The 15118-nt window shown below is 54.1% G+C and carries 13 protein-coding genes, 2 tRNA genes and 1 pseudogene; 9 read left to right on the top strand and 7 right to left on the bottom strand.

Annotated features, from left to right (window positions below; genetic code table 11):
• The 6 genes from sufB to RT197_RS03965 all read left to right on the top strand — a co-directional run bounded on the left by sufB (window position 1) and on the right by RT197_RS03965 (window position 6269).
• Complete coding sequence (sufB, locus tag RT197_RS03990) at window positions 1-1485, top strand: Fe-S cluster assembly protein SufB (RefSeq protein WP_312947417.1); 1485 nt, start codon at window positions 1-3, stop codon at window positions 1483-1485.
• A gap of 16 nt (window positions 1486-1501) precedes the next feature.
• The gene (sufC, locus tag RT197_RS03985) at window positions 1502-2248 is read left to right on the top strand and encodes a Fe-S cluster assembly ATPase SufC (protein WP_312947414.1); all 747 of its coding nucleotides are present in this window, start codon (window positions 1502-1504) and stop codon (window positions 2246-2248) included.
• On the top strand, window positions 2223-3497 hold the full coding sequence (gene sufD / locus RT197_RS03980; protein WP_312947411.1) for a Fe-S cluster assembly protein SufD: 1275 nt from the start codon (window positions 2223-2225) through the stop codon (window positions 3495-3497). The genes sufC and sufD overlap by 26 nt, the downstream gene beginning before the upstream one ends.
• Window positions 3494-4714 carry a cysteine desulfurase SufS gene (gene sufS, locus RT197_RS03975; RefSeq protein WP_312947410.1) on the top strand — a complete coding sequence of 407 codons (1221 nt, stop codon included), beginning with the start codon at window positions 3494-3496 and terminating at the stop codon, window positions 4712-4714. Before sufD ends, sufS begins: the two co-directional genes overlap by 4 nt.
• A gap of 12 nt (window positions 4715-4726) precedes the next feature.
• Window positions 4727-5143 carry a cysteine desulfuration protein SufE gene (gene sufE / locus RT197_RS03970; RefSeq protein WP_312947408.1) on the top strand — a complete coding sequence of 139 codons (417 nt, stop codon included), beginning with the start codon at window positions 4727-4729 and terminating at the stop codon, window positions 5141-5143.
• 97 nt (window positions 5144-5240) lie between these two features.
• A complete protein-coding gene (locus RT197_RS03965; protein WP_312947406.1) occupies window positions 5241-6269 on the top strand; it encodes a L,D-transpeptidase family protein in 1029 nt (342 codons plus the stop codon).
• 63 nt (window positions 6270-6332) lie between these two features.
• Here the strand turns inward: RT197_RS03965 and RT197_RS03960 are convergent, their stop codons facing one another.
• Both RT197_RS03960 and pykF read right to left on the bottom strand, forming a co-directional pair.
• A complete protein-coding gene (locus tag RT197_RS03960; protein WP_049840772.1) occupies window positions 6333-6569 on the bottom strand; it encodes a major outer membrane lipoprotein in 237 nt (78 codons plus the stop codon).
• A gap of 309 nt (window positions 6570-6878) precedes the next feature.
• The gene (gene pykF / locus RT197_RS03955; protein WP_312947405.1) at window positions 6879-8291 is read right to left on the bottom strand and encodes a pyruvate kinase PykF; all 1413 of its coding nucleotides are present in this window, start codon (window positions 8289-8291) and stop codon (window positions 6879-6881) included.
• A 461-nt stretch (window positions 8292-8752) separates the two neighbouring features.
• Here pykF and fumD point away from each other — a divergent pair, with 461 nt between their 5' ends.
• Window positions 8753-8965 carry a fumarate hydratase FumD gene (gene fumD / locus RT197_RS03950; protein ID WP_312947404.1) on the top strand — a complete coding sequence of 71 codons (213 nt, stop codon included), beginning with the start codon at window positions 8753-8755 and terminating at the stop codon, window positions 8963-8965.
• A gap of 46 nt (window positions 8966-9011) precedes the next feature.
• A pseudogene (locus RT197_RS03945) lies at window positions 9012-9818 on the top strand (sugar phosphate isomerase/epimerase family protein); the annotation flags it as partial.
• Between the two features lie 22 nt (window positions 9819-9840).
• On the opposite strand, the gene RT197_RS03940 reads toward RT197_RS03945, so the two are convergent.
• The 3 genes from RT197_RS03940 to mdtK all read right to left on the bottom strand — a co-directional run bounded on the left by RT197_RS03940 (window position 9841) and on the right by mdtK (window position 11531).
• A tRNA-Val gene (locus RT197_RS03940) sits at window positions 9841-9917 on the bottom strand.
• Between the two features lie 12 nt (window positions 9918-9929).
• Window positions 9930-10006 (bottom strand) — tRNA-Val (locus tag RT197_RS03935).
• 151 nt (window positions 10007-10157) lie between these two features.
• Entirely contained in the window at window positions 10158-11531 is a 1374-nt protein-coding gene (gene mdtK / locus RT197_RS03930; protein WP_312947402.1) for an MdtK family multidrug efflux MATE transporter, read from the bottom strand.
• Window positions 11532-11761: 230 nt separating this feature from the next.
• On the opposite strand from mdtK, the gene RT197_RS03925 reads away from it, so the two are divergent.
• Window positions 11762-12403: a riboflavin synthase subunit alpha gene (locus tag RT197_RS03925; protein WP_312947401.1), complete on the top strand. Its 642-nt coding sequence runs from the start codon at window positions 11762-11764 to the stop codon at window positions 12401-12403.
• A 36-nt stretch (window positions 12404-12439) separates the two neighbouring features.
• On the opposite strand, the gene cfa is transcribed toward RT197_RS03925, so the two are convergent.
• Together cfa and punC are read right to left on the bottom strand one after the other, a co-directional pair.
• A complete protein-coding gene (cfa, locus tag RT197_RS03920) occupies window positions 12440-13588 on the bottom strand; it encodes a cyclopropane fatty acyl phospholipid synthase (RefSeq protein WP_312947399.1) in 1149 nt (382 codons plus the stop codon).
• Between the two features lie 289 nt (window positions 13589-13877).
• Window positions 13878-15074 carry a purine nucleoside transporter PunC gene (punC, locus tag RT197_RS03915; RefSeq protein WP_312947397.1) on the bottom strand — a complete coding sequence of 399 codons (1197 nt, stop codon included), beginning with the start codon at window positions 15072-15074 and terminating at the stop codon, window positions 13878-13880.
• Window positions 15075-15118 lie beyond the last annotated feature (44 nt).

Raw genomic sequence — 15118 nt, 5'->3', positions numbered from 1 at the left:
ATGTCACGTAATACTGAAGCAACTGACGATGTCAAAATGTGGTCCGGGCCGTTGAATTATAAAGAAGGCTTTTTTACCCACTTACAAACCGACGAACTGGCGCACGGGATCAGCGAAGAGGTGGTGCGCGCGATCTCCGCTAAACGTAACGAGCCGGAGTGGATGCTGGAATTCCGTCTGAATGCGTATAAAGCCTGGCTGACGATGGAAGAGCCGCACTGGCTGAAGGCGCACTACGAAAAGCTGAACTATCAGGATTACAGCTACTATTCCGCGCCGTCCTGCGGTAACTGCGACGACACCTGCGCATCGCAGCCCGGCGCGGTACAGCAAACCGGCCCGGCGTCGTTTTTGACCGACGAAGTGGAAGCCGCGTTTAACCAGCTTGGCGTACCGGTGCGCGAAGGGCGTGAAGTGGCCGTGGATGCCATTTTCGACTCGGTATCTGTCGCCACTACCTACCGTGAAAAGCTGGCGGAACAGGGGATTATCTTTTGCTCCTTTGGCGAAGCCATTCACGATCACCCTGAACTGATCAAAAAATACCTCGGCACCGTGGTGCCCGGTAACGACAATTTCTTTGCCGCCCTTAATGCGGCGGTGGCCTCTGACGGCACGTTTATTTACGTACCCAAAGGCGTGACCTGCCCGATGGAGCTGTCGACCTATTTCCGTATCAACGCGGAAAAAACGGGGCAGTTTGAGCGCACTATTCTGGTGGCTGATGAAGGCAGCTACGTGAGTTACATCGAAGGGTGCTCGGCCCCGGTGCGTGACAGCTACCAGCTTCATGCGGCGGTCGTGGAGGTGATCATTCATAAAGACGCTGAGGTGAAATATTCCACGGTGCAGAACTGGTTCCCTGGCGATAACAATACCGGCGGCATTTTGAATTTCGTGACCAAGCGCGCGCTGTGCGAAGGCGAAAACAGCAAAATGTCCTGGACCCAGTCGGAAACCGGTTCGGCTATCACCTGGAAATATCCAAGCTGTATTCTGCGCGGCGATAACTCCATCGGCGAGTTTTTCTCCGTGGCGCTGACCAGCGGGCATCAGCAGGCCGACACGGGCACCAAGATGATCCATATCGGCAAAAACACCAAATCGACCATCATCTCGAAGGGGATCTCCGCCGGACACAGCCAGAACAGCTATCGCGGTCTGGTCAAAATTATGCCGACGGCCACCAACGCGCGTAACTTTACCCAGTGTGATTCTATGCTGATCGGGCCTGACAGCGGGGCGCACACCTTCCCGTACGTCGAATGCCGTAATAACAGCGCCCAGCTTGAGCATGAGGCCACCACCTCGCGTATTGGTGAAGATCAGCTTTTCTACTGCCTGCAACGCGGGATTAGCGAAGATGATGCGATCTCGATGATCGTCAACGGCTTCTGTAAGGACGTATTTTCAGAACTGCCGCTGGAATTTGCGGTTGAAGCCCAAAAACTGCTGGCCATCAGCCTTGAACACAGCGTCGGTTAAGATTAAAGGAACAATCATGTTAAGCATTAAAGATTTACAGGTTTCAGTAGAAGATAAACAGATCCTGCGCGGGCTGGATCTTGACGTCCGTCCGGGCGAAGTTCACGCGATCATGGGACCGAACGGCTCAGGCAAAAGCACGCTTTCAGCCACGCTTGCCGGGCGCGAAGATTACGAAGTCACCGGGGGCAGCGTAGCGTTTCGCGGGAAGGATTTACTGGAGCTGTCACCGGAAGATCGCGCTGGTGAGGGCATCTTTATGGCCTTTCAGTACCCGGTAGAAATTCCCGGCGTCAGCAACCAGTTTTTCCTGCAAACCGCGCTGAATGCGGTGCGTACTTACCGGGGGCAGGAAGCGCTCGACCGCTTTGATTTTCAGGATCTGATGGAAGAAAAAATCCAGTTGCTGAAGATGCCAGAAGATCTGCTGACCCGTTCGGTGAACGTCGGCTTTTCCGGTGGTGAGAAAAAGCGCAATGACATTTTGCAGATGGCGGTGCTGGAGCCGGAACTGTGCATTCTCGATGAGTCGGATTCCGGGCTGGATATCGACGCGCTGAAAATCGTCTCCGAAGGGGTCAATGCTCTGCGCGACGGCAAACGCGCTTTTATCATCGTCACCCACTACCAGCGTATTCTTGACTACATCAAGCCGGATTATGTTCACGTTCTTTATCAGGGGCGGATTGTGAAATCGGGCGATTTTACTCTGGTCAAACAACTGGAGGAGCAGGGCTATGGCTGGCTTACCGAACAGCAGTAACGCGCTGCAACAGTGGCACCACCTTTTTGAAGCGCAGAGCGCACAGCGTTCGCCGCGCGCGCAGCAGCATCTGCAACAGCTTTTGCGGCTCGGTCTGCCGACCCGCAAGCACGAAAACTGGAAATATACGCCGCTGGATGGACTGCTTGGCAACACCTTTGTTGCTGTTGCGCCGGGCGCTATCACCGCTGCCCAGCGTGATGCGCTGGCGCTTGAAGTGGATGCCCTGCGACTGGTGTTTGTCGATGGTCGCTTTGACCCGGCCTTAAGTGATAACACCGAAAACAGCGGTTATGAGATCCACACTGACGCTGCGGCGCAGGATCTGCCCGCCGCCATCCAGCCGGAAGTTTTTCTGCATTTGACCGAAAGCCTGGCGACCAGCGTGACGACCATCCGCGTTGCCCGCAATCAGCGCCCGGCGAAACCGCTGCTGCTGATGCACATCACCCGGGGTGCGGCGGGCGAAGAGATGAACACGGCGCACTATCGCCATCATATCGAGCTGGCAGAAGGCGCTGAGGCCACGCTGCTTGAGCATTATGTCAGCCTGGACAATGCGCGCCATTTCACCGGTTCACGGGTAACGATGAACGTCGCCGCAAACGCGCAGCTGCATCATCTTAAGCTGGCTTTCGAGGCCGACACCAGCTATCACTTTGCGCACAATGACATCGTGCTGGGGCAGGACGCAGCGGCATTCAGCCACAGTTTTTTACTGGGCAGCGCCGTGCTGCGCCATAATACCAGCAGCCAGCTGAACGGCGAAAATACCACCCTGCGTCTGAACAGCCTGGCGATGCCGGTAAAATCAGAAGTCTGTGACAGCCGCACCTGGCTTGAGCACAACAAAGGCTACTGTAACAGCCGCCAGTTGCACAAAACCATCGTCAACGATAAAGGCCGCGCGGTCTTTAATGGTTTGATTAACGTCGCGCAGCACGCGATTAAAACCGACGGACAGATGACCAATAACAATCTGCTGTTAGGCCGTTTGTCAGAAGTGGACACCAAACCGCAACTGGAAATCTATGCCGATGACGTCAAGTGCAGCCACGGCGCGACCATTGGGCGAATTGATGACGAACAGCTCTTTTACCTGCGCTCGCGCGGGATTGGTGAGCAGGCGGCGCAACAGATGATCATCTATGCGTTTGCCGCTGAACTGACCGAAGCCATCAGCGACGGGGCGCTTAAACAACAGGTGCTGGCCCGTATCGGCCTGCGTCTTGCAGGGGGAAAAGCATGACATTTTCCGTTCAGCGGGTGCGGGAAGATTTTCCCGTCCTGGCTCGTGAAGTCAACGGCCTGCCGCTGGCTTATCTCGACAGCGCCGCCAGCGCGCAAAAACCGAATCAGGTGATTGACGCTGAAAGCGAATTTTACCGTCACGGCTATGCGGCGGTTCACCGTGGCATTCATACACTAAGCGCCGAAGCGACGGAGCGTATGGAAGACGTGCGGGTCAAGGCGGCAGCGTTTTTAAACGCCCGGACGCCAGAGGAACTGGTGTTTGTGCGCGGCACCACGGAAGGCATTAACCTCGTCGCTAATAGCTGGGGAGAAAGCCAGATCCAGCCCGGTGATAACATCATCATCAGCGCGATGGAGCACCACGCGAATATCGTTCCGTGGCAGATGCTGTGCGCGCGTAAAGGGGCGGAACTGCGGGTGATCCCACTGACCGCAGAGGGCACGCTGGAGTTCAGCGTGCTGCCTGGACTGTTTGACGATAAAACGCGGCTGGTGGCCATTACCCACGTCTCAAACGTGCTGGGCACCGAAAACCCGGTTGCAGAGATCGTTGCACTCGCTCACCAGCACGGCGCAAAAGTGCTGGTGGATGGCGCACAGGCGGTGATGCACCATGCGACAGACGTGCAGGCGCTGGACTGCGATTTTTATCTGTTCTCGGCGCATAAACTGTACGGTCCAACCGGGATCGGCGTGCTGTACGCCAAAGAAGCCATTCTCGCGGATATGCCGCCGTGGGAAGGGGGCGGTTCGATGATTGCCACCGTCAGCCTGTCCGAAGGCACCACCTTCGCCAAAGCGCCGTGGCGGTTCGAGGCGGGCACGCCTAACACCGGCGGGATTATCGCGCTGGGTGCCGCCCTGGACTACGTCAGCCACCTGGGACTTGACAATATTCATGAATACGAAACCGCCCTGATGGCCTATGCCCTGAAAGAGCTTGCCAGCGTACCGGATCTGCTAATTTATGGCCCGCAGCAGCGACTGGGCGTGATTGCTTTTAATCTTGGGCAGCATCACGCTTATGACGTGGGAAGCTTTCTTGATAACTATGGGATTGCCGTGCGCACCGGCCATCACTGCGCGATGCCGCTGATGCAGCATTATCAGGTGCCCGCGATGTGCCGCGCCTCCCTCGCCATGTACAACACGCATGAAGAGGTGGATCGGCTGGTTACCGGGTTGAAACGCATTCATCAGTTGCTGGGATAACAGGGAGGTTATATGGCTGCATTACCGGACAGAGAAAAGCTGCTGCGCAATTTTCAGCGCTGCGCCAACTGGGAAGAGAAATATCTGTATATCATCGAACTGGGGCAGCGCCTGCCGCCGCTGAGTGATGAAGCGCACAGCGCGGAAAATACCATTCAGGGCTGTCAAAGCCAGGTATGGATCGTGATCCGTCGCAACGATGAGGGAATTATTGAACTTCAGGGCGACAGTGACGCGGCAATCGTTAAAGGTCTTATCGCCGTTGTTTTCGCGTTGTACCATCAGATGACGGCACAGGATATCCTGGCCTACGATGTGCGTCCTTTTTTTCAACAGATGGCTCTGACCCAGCACCTCACACCTTCCCGCTCTCAGGGGCTGGAAGCAATGATCCGCGCAATTCGCTCCAAAGCCGCTAATCTCGGCTAAACTCAAAAAACAGCTTTCATTCTGTTACGCGAGGCGGTTTTCCGCCTCGCTGGTTTTCAGCTTTCTGGTGTCTGCCAGTGAATAAAGGAATTCCAGTATGAAACGCGCGTCTCTCATTACTCTAAGTCTTCTCGGCTCGCTCAGCGCGTCTCACGGCGTCTGGGCGGTGGATTATACTCTGCCTGCGCCCGGCAGTCGGCTTATTGGACAGAACCAGATTTATACCGTGCCTGCTGACGGTAAAAACCTGGAGTCGATTGCCCAGCGTTTTGATACCGGCATTTTATTATTGCTGGAAGCGAATAATACAGTGGATCCCTTATTGCCGATGCCGGGCAGCGAATTAACCATCCCGTCGCAAATGCTGTTACCGGATACGCCGCGCGAGGGAATTGTCATCAATCTGGCGGAACTGCGGCTGTATTACTATCCGCCGGGGAAAAACATCGTTCAGGTTTTCCCTATTGGCATCGGGCAGCAGGGGCGGGAAACGCCGGTGATGTCCACCCGCATTATTCAAAAAATCCCTAATCCGACCTGGACGCCGACGGCGAATATCCGCGCCCGTTCGCTGGCTCAGGGAATAAAACTGCCAGCGGTGATCCCTGCCGGGCCAAATAACCCACTGGGACGCTATGCCCTGCGCCTGGAGCAGGGAGGTGGGGAATATCTCATTCACGGCACCAATGCGCGCAGCAGCGTGGGTTTACGGGCCAGTTCAGGCTGTATGCGCATGAGGGCGGCGGATATCCAGACGCTCTTCGCGCAGGCTGCGTGGGGAACGCGGGTGCAAATCGTCAATGAGCCGATAAAATTCTCCGTCGAACCGGATGGCAGGCGCTATGTTGAAGTGCATCAGCCGCTGTCGCGTAATGACTGGGAAGATCCGCAGACGGTGCCGATTGCGGTGACGGCGCGCTTCGTGCAGTTCACTGAGGAAACGGGGAGCGATTATAATGGCATTAACAGCGCCATTGTGCGGCGGGCAGGGTATCCGGTGCAGGTCAACGCGACTGCCAGTCCTTCAACGCCGGTGATGCCGGTACAGAGCGTCAGAAGCAATGTGGCACCAGTGAGCCAGGCGTCAGGTACGCTGGTATCAGCCAGCAGCCCGGTATTACAGTAGGGACAAAATCAGGGCAAAAAAAATGGCGCACAATGTGCGCCATTTTCATTAGCCAGCGAACACTTATTTCTTGTAAGTGCGAGTCTGGTTGTCCAGACGCTGGTTAGCACGTGCTGCGTCGTCTTTAGCAGCCTGAACGTCGGAACGGATTGCGTTCACGTCGTTGCTCAGCTGGTCAACTTTAGCGTTCAGAGTCTGAACGTCAGAAGACAGCTGATCGATTTTAGCGTTGCTGGAGCAACCTGCCAGCAGAGTAGAACCCAGGATTACCGCGCCCAGTACCAGTTTAGTACGATTCATTATTAATACCCTCTAGATTGAGTTAATCTCCATGTAGCGTTACAAGTATTACACAAAGTTTTTTATGTTGAGAATATTTTTTTGATGGGAATGCGCTTATTTTTGATCGTTCGCTCAAAGAAGCATCTACTTGTGCTGAAGCATACAAAAAACTGTGTGAAAACAGGAAGCTTCCATCGGATTCTTCTTAGATAAATCATATTTAAATAGTAAAATACGATTTGCTTTTCCAGATTATTGAGCGATTGCAGATATAAAAAAAGCGTCCCGCAGGACGCTTTTTAAACAAACTGACACATCTGGAAATTATTACAGTACGTGGACAGAAGCCGTATTGGTAGTGCCGCTTGGAACCAGCGCGCCGGAAACCATCACTACCACGTCACCTTTCTGCGCCAGACCGCTTTCTACGGCGACTTCTTTACCCAGACGGTAGAAATCGTCGGTAGAGTTGATTTCTTTCACCAGCTGCGCGACAACGCCTTTGCTGAGCACCAGCTGACGGGCAGTCACTTCGTTAGTGGTCAGCGCCAGGATGGTGGCATCGGGGAAGTATTTACGCACGGCACGCGCAGATTTACCGCCGTTGGTTGCCACGACGATCAGCGGGGCTTCCAGTTTCTCAGCGGTTTCAACTGCGCCACGGCACACGGCTTCGGTAATACGCAGCTTGCGGCTGTCGTGGTTGTCGTCCAGACGGCTGGTCATCACGCGGTCAGTACGCTGGCAGATGGTGGCCATAATGGTCACTGCTTCCAGCGGATATTTACCTTTAGCGGATTCGCCGGACAGCATCACAGCATCAGTACCGTCGAGGATGGCGTTGGCCACGTCACCGGCTTCTGCACGAGTCGGACGCGGGTTTTTGATCATGGAATCCAGCATTTGGGTCGCGGTGATAACGACTTTACGTGCGCGGATACATTTTTCGATCATCATCTTCTGCGCGAAGATAACTTCTTCAACCGGAATTTCAACGCCCAGGTCGCCACGCGCAACCATGATGCCGTCAGAAGCTTCAAGGATTTCGTCGAAGTTGTTCAGGCCTTCCTGATTTTCGATTTTGGAGATGATCTGGATATTTTCGCCGCCGTTCGCTTTCAGGTGCTCGCGAATTTCAACCACGTCAGAACGTTTACGGATGAAGGAGGCAGCAACAAAGTCAACGCCCTGTTCGCAGCCGAAGATCAGATCCTGTTTGTCTTTCTCAGCCAGCGCGGGCAGGGCAATGGAAACGCCCGGCAGGTTAACGCCTTTGTTTTCGCCGAGGTCGCCGTTGTTCAGCACTTTACAAACAACTTTATTGCCTTCGATAGCGGTGACTTCCATCCCGATCAGGCCATCGTCCACCAGCACGGTGTTACCAACAGACAGGTCAGAGGTGAAGCCTTCGTAAGTGACGGCCACGGTTTCGCTATTGCCGACAACGGTTTTATCGGTAGTGAACGTGAAGGTCTGACCGGCTTTCAGGGAAACGTCATTACCACCTTCAAGTTTGATCGTACGGATTTCAGGACCTTTAGTGTCCAGCAGGATCGCCGCTTTTTTACCGGTTTTGCTCATCACGTTGCGCAGGTTCTGAATGCGCTGACCATGTTCTGCATAGTCGCCGTGGGAGAAGTTAAGACGCATTACGTTCATGCCCGCGTCGAGCATTTTGGTCAGCATCTCTTCGGATTCGGTTTTTGGGCCGATGGTGCAAACAATTTTGGTCTTTTTCATGACAGTCTTAGTCTTTAAGTTGAGAAGAATATGAAGGTGACGTGCCGGGGACGTAGTGCCACGGAGTCGAACCAGTGATGCGAAAACTGTGATGCCACACGATAAGGATAGGTGACATCAAAAAAGCGTGCAGAGGAATGTGCGCTGGTGGTTCAGCCCAGGAAGTTAAATGAAGATATACGCGTTTGAGTAGATAGTTCAAGGCGCTGAAACCATTCAATTAAGAAACGGTGCGCATTATACGATGTTAAGCGTTAAAAGGAAAATAAAAACAGTGTTTTAATAACTCTTTGGGCATTCATCCAGAGCTTGTTGGCGGATTGTTAGAACATCGTAATAAGCGCATCTGAAATAATCGGTAAAAGACGCGCGTTAAAAGGGGTTATGCAGGGCTGTTGTTTGATTTATCAGGCTTTTTTAGTGATACTGTGATTATATTGTTAAATATTGTGGAGCGATGCATGAGTCAACGAGCGAAAGATGAAGCGCTGTATCAGGAGATGTGTCGGGTCGTTGGCAAAGTCGTTCTTGAGATGCGCGATCTGGGTCAGGAGCCTAAGCACATCGTCATTGCGGGTGTGGTAAGAACGGCGCTGGCAAACAAAAATATCGTTCGCCCGGAATTGACCCGTGAGGCAATGGAGCAGGTGGTGAAAGCGCTGGCGGGGCAATAGTCTACACTCGTTGCTGCAACTTTCGCTTTACCCTAAGGAGGGGAACATGCTTCGTTCAATCGCCACCGTCTCACTTGGCGGAAGCCTGGCGGATAAAATCCGCGCCATCGCTGCGGCAGGTTTTCAGGGGGTCGAAATCTTCGACCAGGATCTGCTGAATTTCTCCGGTACACCTGCCACCCTTCGCCAACTGGCCGCCGATCTGGGGCTGCAAATTACCCTGTTCCAGCCGTTGCGCGATGTGGAAGGTAATCCCCGCAAGGACTTTGCCGGGAGCATAGAGCGGGCGAAACGCAAAATTGCCCTGATGCACGAGCTGGGCTGCGATCGTCTGTTGCTGTGCAGCAATACCCGCGCGGACAGTTGCGCAAATCCCGATCGCCAGTGCGAAGATTTGCGCATCCTCGCCACCTTAGCCGAGCAGGAACAGATTGTCATCGGCTACGAGGCGCTGGCCTGGGGCCATCACGTTCAGCGCTGGCGGCAGGCGTGGGCGCGGGTACGGCAGGTAGACAGTTCGGCAATGGGCATTGTGCTGGACAGCTTTCATATTCTGTCGTTGGGCGACACGCTTGACGGACTGGAGGACGTTCCGCTGGAGAAACTCACCTTCGTCCAGCTGGCCGACGCGCCGAAAATGGAAATGGAGGTTCAGCAGTGGAGCCGTCATTTCCGCTGTTTTCCCGGGAAAGGACAACTGCCTGTCGTCATGCTGGCGCAGGACATTCAGCGGCGTGGCTATCGCGGACCCTGGTCGCTGGAAATTTTTAATGACAGCTATCAGGCAGCACCGATGACGGATATCGCCAGAGAAGGCAACAATTCTTTATTGTGGCTGGAAAAACAGCTAAAGGAATAACCGGAAACTGCTGAAATGGTGCGTCCGAATGGACTCGAACCATCGACCCCCACCATGTCAAGGTGGTGCTCTAACCAACTGAGCTACGGACGCACTGTAAAGAGATGGTGCGTTCAATTGGACTCGAACCAACGACCCCCACCATGTCAAGGTGGTGCTCTAACCAACTGAGCTATGAACGCATTGTTGTGGTTGACAACGGGGACGAATATTAGCGGCACAGCAGGGAAGTGGCAAGAGGGAAATGCTATTTTTCTTCAGTAATTCACGCGATTGCGGAACTACTGTGCAAAATGTTGAGAAAGTAGCCGCCGGGCGGCGGCTACTCTGATATTAGCGCGAAGCGCGTTGCAAAATGACGCTCGAAGGCTGACGTTGCAGGAAGCGCATTCGGATCATCATCATGATCGCCGCCGAGGTGAGTCCGATAATAAAGCCCAGCCAGAATCCCGCCGGACCCATGCGATCCACCACTAAATCGGTTAGCGCCAGCACATAGCCGCTGGGCAATCCCAGGAACCAGTAGGCAACCAGGGTAATAAAGAAGATCGAACTGGTATCTTTATAGCCGCGCAGTATCCCGCTGCCGATCACCTGAATCGAATCCGAAATCTGATAGATAGCCGCCAGCAGCATCAGGTGCGAGGCGAGGATCACGACTTCCGGGTTATCGTTATACAACAGCGCAATGGGCTCTCGCAGCGACACGGTGAAGATAGCAGTCATAATCGCCATGCAGACCCCGACGCCCAGCCCGGTCCAGGCAGATGTCTGAGCATCGAGCGTGGAGCCTTGTCCCAGCCGGTAGCCCACGCGGATAGTGACCGCAGCACCCAGCGACAGCGGCAGTACAAACATCAGCGAACTGAAATTCAGCGCGATCTGGTGGCCCGCCACATCGACAATGCCCAGCGGTGAAACCAGCAGGGCGACGACGGCAAACAGCGTCACTTCGAAAAAGAGCGCGAGGGCGATGGGTAGCCCAAGCTGAATTAAACGCCGGATCACCGCAAAGTCAGGTTTGCCAAAGTGCATATCATTGCGGATATCCCGCATTGAGCGCGCGCTTTTGACATAGGAAAGCATACAGAACAGCATCACCCAGTAAACGGATGCGGTCGCCACACCGCAGCCGACGCCGCCCAGCTCGGGCATCCCGAAATGGCCATAAATGAATATATAGTTGACCGGAATATTGACCAGCAGGCCGCAAAAGCCAATAAACATCGCCGGTTTGGTTTTCGCCAGGCCATCGCACTGATTACGCGCCACCTGAAAGCACAGGTAGCCCGGCGCACCAAATAGCAGCGCACGCAAATAACGCACGGCTTTGTCGGCCAGTTCTGGATCGATATTGTGCATGGCATGAATGATATGCCCGGCGTTCCACAGCACCACCATCACCAGAATCGAGACAAAGCCTGCCAGCCAGAAACCCTGACGCACCTGATGGGCGATGCGATCGCGTCGCCCGGAACCATTAAGCTGGGCAATGACCGGCGTCAGTGCCAGCAGCAGGCCATGACCAAAGAGGATGGCGGGTAGCCAGATGGAGGTGCCAATCGCGACGGCGGCCATATCCGTCGCGCTATAGCCACCTGCCATAACCGTATCGACAAAGCCCATTGCCGTCTGGGCAACCTGAGCGATAATAACTGGAATGGCCAGCGCCAGAAGCTGACGCGCCTCTTTGAGATACTTCTGCACGTGAACACCTTGAGTATTGTAGTTATTTAAGAGACAAAAAAGCCGCCATTAATGGCAGCGAAAAAGAATTTTCAAGAGGTTATCTGGCTATTGTAACGGGGATTATTGATTAAGCCAGTGAAAAAGTCATAAGCGCACATAGCGGACTGGCAAGGCTATTTTCCACCTGTTATTGTGCGTAGCAGAAATACAGCGATTAAAACGTAATGATGGCATACAGGAGTCAAGGCATGTTTACTGGTATTGTACAGGGCACGGCAAAAATCGTGTCCATTGATGAGAAACCTAATTTCCGCACTCACGTCGTCGCGCTCCCCCCGGAGATGCTGGATGGGCTGGAGACGGGGGCATCGGTGGCTCACAATGGCTGCTGCCTGACAGTGACCGAGATTAACGGCAGCCACATTAGCTTCGATTTAATGAAAGAAACGTTACGCATCACGAATCTGGGCGACTTAAAAGTCGGTGATGAAGTTAACGTCGAGCGGGCGGCAAAATTCAGCGATGAAATTGGCGGGCATTTGATGTCCGGCCATATTATGACCACCGCAGAGGTGTCAAAAATACTCACCTCGGAAAACAATCGCCAGATTTGGTTTAAACTCCAGGACCCGGCGCTGATGAAATACATCCTGTATAAAGGATTTATCGGCGTGGACGGTATTAGCCTGACGGTGGGTGAGGTGACGGCAACACGTTTTTGCGTATATTTAATTCCAGAGACGCTTCAGCGCACCACGCTTGGGAAGAAAAAACTGGGGCACCGCATTAATGTAGAAATTGACCCGCAAACGCAGGCGGTCGTTGATACCGTAGAGCGGGTGCTGGCCTCACGCGAAGCGGCGCTGCTTCAGGCGCAGTCAGCAGAGTAAAAAATAACCCCGGCAAGCCGGGGTTATTTTTATCGATTAACGCGCGACCCGCAGGCCGTTTTCCACGCCGCGCGAAAATACCACCTGCCAGAGCTGAATATCCCGCGCGCGAAAGGCGCCAGCACAGGCATTCAGGTAATAGCTGAACATCCGCCGGAAACGCTCCGAATAGTTATCCGCAATTTCTGGCCAGGATTCGATAAAGCGCTCGTGCCAGGCCATCAGCGTTTTATCGTAATCGGCACCAAAATTATGCCAGTCCTCCATCACAAAATGCGGCTCGCTGGCGACAGCAATCTGGCGCACTGAGGGCAGGCAGCCGTTCGGGAAGATGTATTTATCAATCCACGGATCGACATTATTGTCGGTTTTTTTCGAACCGATAGTGTGCAGCAGGAAAATACCGTCCGGTTTCAGGTTACGGTCAACAATTTCAAAATAGGTTTTATAGTTTTTGGGGCCGACGTGCTCAAACATTCCGACCGACACAATGCGGTCAAACTGATCCTGCAAATCGCGATAATCTTCAAGCAGAATGGTCACGTCCAGACCTTCACAGCGCGCCTGCGCCATCTTTTGCTGCTCGGCGGAAATGGTGACGCCGGTGACGCTTACGTCATAATTTTTCGCCATCCACGACGCCAGACCGCCCCAGCCGCAGCCGATATCCAGTACCCGCATCCCCGGCTCAAGCTGCAATTTTTCGCAGATAAGTTGCAGTTTGGCACGCTGCGCATCCACCAGATTATCGGCTTCTTTCCAGTAGGCGCAGGAATACTGCATGTACGGATCAAGCATTCGGCTGAACAGGTCGTTACCAAGATCGTAATGTTCTTTGCCGACAATCCAGGCTCTTTTTTTACTTTGCAGATTGAACAGGCGACCGGCGGCAACGCGCAGGGTATCTTTCAGATGGTGAGGGAGCTGGCTTTCCAGCCCGGCACGCAGCACTTTGGTAAAAAATATATCCAGCCGGTCACATTCCCACCAGCCGTCCATGTAACTTTCCCCCAGGCCGAGTGAACCCTCCTGCAACACGCGCCGGAAGAACTGCGGGTTTTTGATCCGCACATCATAAGGGGCGGTGCCGTTAATGGCGATTCCGGCACGACTGAGTAACTCATTAGTAATGCGATACCAGTCATCATCCGGGATGTTAACGTCTTCTATACACGATGAACTCATAGCTTCTCCATCACGCGTATGTGATCAGAACCTTTTAACAGCGTAGATGCTATTTTGGGTTGTGAGAAATCTCACGGAAAATCCGTAAGCCTGCTATCCGACGTAGAAACAGAGGAAGGGAGAGTACCCTTGCCGAAATGCCATCCGTGGTTAAAACGGGTGAGTTCCTCCACCCGCTAAGTATCACTGATTTATCGTAATTATAAGACAACGAAAACCAGTATAGGACGCTAAACTCGCTGATTCAATACAAAAGTCTTAGCAAGCTAATTACATGCATACAACATAATCAGGCGCGACAGGACTTTTTATCTTCATCGTGTGCGACGGTGACGTTGCCGTTACGCTGCATCCGATAGCCCAGTCCCGCCAGCAATACGGTCGCCAGCATCACGCTGGTGGTGGTCAATAGCGGCGTTGCCATCAGCGAGGAAACCGCCAGGCTTGCCAGGAAACATAACCCGAGCTGTAACGTGTTCTGAAGCGCGGCGGCGCGTCCCGTGGCCTGCGGGAAGGGGCGTAAGGCCTGGGCGACCACAATCGGGTAAATCGCTCCGTTGACCAGCGCCATGATGCAAAACGGGATTAACAATGCAGTCAGAGAAGCTCCGTCGCTCAGGCCGATGCCCCAGGTCGCCACCACGCTTAATGCATAAACGCTCAGCAGCCAGGGCAGCAGACGCGCACCCTGCCATTTTTGCAGCGCAGCGCGACAGCCGTAGCCACCGGCCAGAAAAGCGATAGTTTGCGGTACATAGCTCAGGCCAATCACGCCAGGCCCATAGCCCATCGCGCTAAGAATAAACGGTGAACCCGTGAGCCAGGCAAAGAAGCTGGCAGAGCAGGCGGCATAAATCAGCACGTTGCCGCAATACGGGCGCGAACGCAACAGGGTCGCAAACGTCAGGGGACTGCGATCTTCAGGCGCTTTTTTCGGGGCGGGTTTCAGACGCAGGGCGGGCAGCATCAGCAGGATCGTAATAACGAAAAGAGTGGCGAAAATCGCCCGCCAGTCAAAATGTACCAGCAGCCAGCTTCCCAGCAGCGGTGCCAGCGCCGGAGAAAGCCCGACCAGCGGCATGATGGTGGCGAAGATACGATTAATTCGTTGGGCCGGATAATAATCGGTGACCATCGCCTGCCAGGTGACCGCCGCCGCGCAGACACCTGCCGCCTGGACAAACCGCAGGATCAGCAGGGTGGTGGCATCCTGAACCCAGAGCATCCCCAGGCAACCGAGCGCAAAAATAGCCAGCCCGCTTAGCAGAACCGGACGCCGGCCGTAACGATCCGACAATGGTCCCCAAATTAACTGGGTCAGTGCGAAGCCTGCCAGAAACAGACTTAAGCTGGCGCTGACCGCAGCGGCTGGAGTATTCAGGTCGCGCTGGATCGCCGCAAACGCCGGTAAATACATGTCGGTGGCCAGAAAACCCAGCACGCTCAGCCCGGCAAGCCAGACCAGAAAACCTTTTCCAGGTTGCATCGTTATTCTCTTATTGATGACAGATGATAGTGCGCCAGAGTGTA

Source organism: Superficieibacter sp. (assembly GCF_032071645.1).
Lineage (GTDB): Bacteria > Pseudomonadota > Gammaproteobacteria > Enterobacterales > Enterobacteriaceae > Superficieibacter.
Note: the sequence above shows the minus strand (reverse complement) of the source record. Positions and strands in the feature narration are given on the sequence as shown.